Source organism: Citrobacter sp. wls613 (assembly GCF_005281195.1).
In the GTDB taxonomy this organism is placed as follows: domain Bacteria; phylum Pseudomonadota; class Gammaproteobacteria; order Enterobacterales; family Enterobacteriaceae; genus Citrobacter; species Citrobacter gillenii.
The window spans coordinates 98,092-101,651 of record NZ_SZXN01000012.1 but is presented as its reverse complement, the minus strand read 5'-3'; the positions used below and the strand labels follow the sequence as shown (position 1 = coordinate 101,651).

Here is a 3,560-nt window from a genome sequence, read left to right as displayed (position 1 = left end):
GAGTACTTTCGTACTCTGCCCGGAATGGTTTAGCGCGCTAATGCGGCCGTCAGCGCAGGCAGGATCTTCAGCGCATCGCCAACGATGCCAAAGTCGGCGTACTGGAAAATCGGGGCATTCTTATCTTTATTGATGGCAAAAATCGTCTGTGCGCCGTTCGCGCCAACCATGTGCTGGATCTGCCCGGAGATCCCCACCGCCAGATACAGGTCGGGCTTGAGCATCAAGTTGGAGATCCCAACGTAGCGTTCGTGCTCCATCCACTTCTCGTTTTCAGCCACCGGACGGGAGCAAGCCAGCTCAGCGCCCATGGCCTGGCACAGCGCTTCCGCCAGCGAGATATTCTCTTTGCTGCCAATACCGCGTCCCACGCTGACCACCAGTCGCGCTTTGTCGAGATCGACGCTGTTGCTCTTGCGCGCTTGCGTGGCGGTACGGGTGACCGCGACGGCCGGAGCCTGCCACTGCACCTCATGCTTCTCACCGATGCGGGATGCCTCTGGCTGCATCGCGTCAAACGTTCCGCTGCTGAGCGTGATCACCGCAAATGGCGAGGCGATGGTTTCCGCCCCCATTGCCAGACCGCCATACACCATATGTTTGACCGCCACATTGCCGTCCTGCAACGTCACCGAGCTGGCATCGTTAGACACCGCAGCCGACAAACGAAAGCCCAGCTTTGCTGCCAGCAGTTTGCCGCGACGAGTATTCGGCAGCAGTACCGCGCCACCTTCACTGTGCTGACGAATGGTCTGGGCCATCACATCCGCATAATCTTCGATCATACGGTCATCGGGTTTACCGCTGAGCAGCCAGACATGGTTGGCGCCCAGCTGGATTGCTGCCGCACTGTCAGCCTCGCTCAGTACGAACGTGTTGATTGACTCACCTAAAGCCTGCGCACCATTCATCAGCTCCGGCAGACGAGAAGGGGTATCGCTGAATACCCAGACACTGGAAAACTTGTTCATAACATCCCCTGATAATTAAATGATTTTGCGCAGGTTCTCGACAAACGCGGCAATCTGTTCTTCACCGTCACCTTCAATCACAACGCGCTGACGCTCGCGTTGCTTCGGTGCAGCAACCTGTTGGGCGGAATACACATCCACGCTATTTAGCGCAATATCCGCTGGCGACCAGACCTGAACCGGTTTTTTCGCCGCGCCAAGAATGGCTTTCATGGAAGGGATTTGTGGGGTGTTGATGTCGGTAGAGACCGCAATCACCGCTGGCAGCGGGATGCTCAGAGTTTCAATTTCATCTTCCAGCTCGCGTTCTACCGTGAGGGTGTTATCCGCCAGTGAGAGGATCTTGCTCACACCGTTAATCGCCGGGATATTCAATGCTTCGCCCACCAGCAGACCGACCTGCTGGGCATAAAGATCGGAAGATCCATCACCGCAGATAATCAGATCAAAACCGGATTTTTGTGCCGCGGCAGCCAGTGCTGTCGCCGTCTGCTGAGGCAGCGCCTGTTCGAATTGATCGTCAATCACCACGATCAGCTCATCCGGACCGCGAGAAAGCACATCTTTGCGCCCTTTAGCATTGGTCAACGCTTTGCCACCCACGCTCAGTGCAACAACCTGAGCCTCTCCCAGCTGCTGTTTTAACTGGCAAGCAGCCTCAATCGCATTCAGGTCGTACTGACTGATTTTGGCATCAGCCTTGCTGAGATCCAGCGAACCATCAGCATTATTAATCGCAATATCCTGTTCGTCAGGCACGCATTTGTAGCAAGTAATTATCTTCATTGCATCTCCAGAAATCATGAAGGAAACGTTATTCATATCGGCTGTGTTAAATACAGATATCACGCTCTTTAATTCGGAAATAAAACATTAATCACCAATATTGAAAATGTCACACATTCATATTCGTAACTTTCAATAGTGTTATGCATCTCAACAATATTGAAAATCACCTGTCAAACATGAAAGTTTTCAATATTGTTTGCTGGTTCAACAATATTGAAAGACAACGACTTATAAAACTTAAAAAACCAACATCAACATACTGATTTAAAACAATAAATAACAAAAAAACCAACAAAATAGCCAGCATAAAAAAGTGTGACAGACATAACAGAACCACCGCTAACGAATACCCATTATGAGTTACTCACAGAGGCGCCCCAGAGGTTAAATAGTTATCAACAAATTATTAATAATAAATATACAAAACAGCACAATCGGGAACGCTAAATAAATTTCGTTTTCACACTGGAATTCACTTATGAAAAATGAAAAGAAGAAATCGGGAATAGAACCAAAGGTTTTTTTTCCGCCATTAATAATTGTCGGAATACTTTGTTGGCTAACAGTAAGAGATCTTGATGCCGCGAATGTGGTTATTAATGCGGTATTCAGTTACGTCACCAATGTCTGGGGCTGGGCATTTGAATGGTACATGGTGATCATGCTGTTCGGCTGGTTCTGGTTGGTCTTTGGCCCGTATGCCAAAAAGAAATTAGGTGATGAAAAACCGGAGTTTAGCACCACCAGCTGGATATTTATGATGTTCGCCTCCTGTACATCGGCTGCCGTGCTGTTCTGGGGGTCAATAGAGATTTACTACTATATCTCCACCCCGCCCTTTGCTCTCGCTCCTAATTCTACCGGCGCGAAAGAACTCGGTCTGGCGTACAGCCTGTTCCACTGGGGGCCGCTGCCGTGGGCAACCTATAGCTTCCTTTCTGTGGCCTTCGCCTACTTCTTCTTTGTGCGCAAGATGGACGTCATCCGTCCCAGCTCCACACTGGTACCGTTAGTTGGCGAGAAACACGCGAAAGGGTTATTCGGCACCATCGTCGATAACTTCTATCTGGTCGCGCTGATCTTCGCGATGGGGACCAGCCTCGGTCTGGCTACACCGCTGGTGACCGAGTGTATCCAGTATCTGTTCGGCATTCCGCATACCCTGCAATTAGACGCCATCATCATTACCTGCTGGATCATTCTGAACGCCATTTGCGTGGCCTGTGGTCTGCAAAAAGGGGTGAAGATCGCCAGCGACATTCGTAGCTACCTGAGTTTCCTGATGCTGGGCTGGGTGTTTATCGTCAGCGGTGCCAGCTTCATCATGAACTACTTCACCGACTCCGTCGGCATGCTGATGATGTATTTACCGCGCATGCTGTTCTATACCGACGCTATCGGTAAAGGCGGCTTCCCGCAGGGCTGGACTGTCTTCTACTGGGCATGGTGGGTGATTTACGCCATCCAGATGAGCATCTTCCTCGCACGTATTTCTCGCGGCCGTACCGTACGTGAACTGTGCTTCGGCATGGTACTGGGTCTGACTGCTTCCACCTGGATCCTGTGGACGGTCTTTGGCAGCAACACGCTGCTGTTGATGGATAAAAATATTGTCAACATCCCACAACTGATTGAGCAACACGGCGTGGCGCGCGCCATCATCGAAACCTGGGCCGCATTGCCGTTCAGCACCGCCACCATGTGGGGATTCTTTATCCTCTGCTTTATTGCCACCGTCACGCTGATTAACGCCTGCTCTTACACCCTGGCGATGTCCACCTGCCGCGAAGTTCGCGACGG

At 51.0% G+C, this 3,560-nt stretch carries 3 protein-coding genes; 1 reads left to right on the top strand and 2 read right to left on the bottom strand.

Going from position 1 to position 3,560, the window contains the following annotated elements:
• Positions 1-29 precede the first annotated feature (29 nt).
• Together FDX01_RS02685 and FDX01_RS02680 are read right to left on the bottom strand one after the other, a co-directional pair.
• The gene (locus FDX01_RS02685; RefSeq protein ID WP_137399177.1) at positions 30-971 is read right to left on the bottom strand and encodes an electron transfer flavoprotein subunit alpha/FixB family protein; all 942 of its coding nucleotides are present in this window, start codon (positions 969-971) and stop codon (positions 30-32) included.
• A 15-nt stretch (positions 972-986) separates the two neighbouring features.
• Entirely contained in the window at positions 987-1,757 is a 771-nt protein-coding gene (locus tag FDX01_RS02680; RefSeq protein WP_137362026.1) for an electron transfer flavoprotein FixA, read from the bottom strand.
• A 481-nt stretch (positions 1,758-2,238) separates the two neighbouring features.
• Here FDX01_RS02680 and caiT point away from each other — a divergent pair.
• Positions 2,239-3,560: L-carnitine/gamma-butyrobetaine antiporter (caiT, locus tag FDX01_RS02675; protein WP_249360841.1), on the top strand; the 1,322-nt coding region annotated here is incomplete at its 3' end.

What these genes read in the sequence shown, in the direction of transcription:
- FDX01_RS02680 (WP_137362026.1), bottom strand. Translation starts at nt 1,757, where the DNA reads ATGAAGATAATTACTTGCTACAAATGCGTGCCTGACGAACAGGATATT.
- FDX01_RS02685 (WP_137399177.1), bottom strand. Translation starts at nt 971, where the DNA reads ATGAACAAGTTTTCCAGTGTCTGGGTATTCAGCGATACCCCTTCTCGT.